1 protein-coding gene is annotated in these 382 nt (G+C 80.4%); it reads right to left on the bottom strand.

The genetic code is table 11. The features are described from left to right. On the bottom strand, positions 1–319 hold a 319-nt coding region (locus tag ADK60_RS26085; RefSeq protein WP_353651773.1), incomplete at its 3' end, for an MFS transporter. Positions 320–382 lie beyond the last annotated feature (63 nt).

Below are 382 nucleotides of genomic sequence, written 5' to 3'. Positions count from 1 at the left end.
CCCGCCCCCCCCCCCCCCCCCCCCCCCCCGCCAACCGCCGAGGCCCCCCCCCCGGGGGCCGCCGGAACGCCCCCCCCCCCCCCAGCCCCGCCAGCCCCGGGAACGGCCCCCGCCAGCCCCAGGACCTGAACGCCGCCTCGTCCAGCCACAGTTGCAGCACCAGGAAGATCCCGTTGGCCAGCACGAACCCGGTCGTCGGCCCCAACTGCAGATACGCGCCGTACCGCCCCCGCCGCCCGGCCGGCGCGTTCTCCGCCACCAGCAGCGCCGCGCCGCCCCACTCCCCGCCCAGCCCCACCCCCTGACACCCCCGCAGCACCACCAGCACCACCGGCGCCCACCACCCCCACTCCGCGAACCCCGGCAGCACCCCCACCACCGC

Origin of the sequence: Streptomyces sp. XY431, assembly GCF_001279805.1 — a bacterium.
GTDB classification, from domain to species: domain Bacteria; phylum Actinomycetota; class Actinomycetes; order Streptomycetales; family Streptomycetaceae; genus Kitasatospora; species Kitasatospora purpeofusca.
Note: the sequence above shows the minus strand (reverse complement) of the source record. Positions and strands in the feature narration are given on the sequence as shown.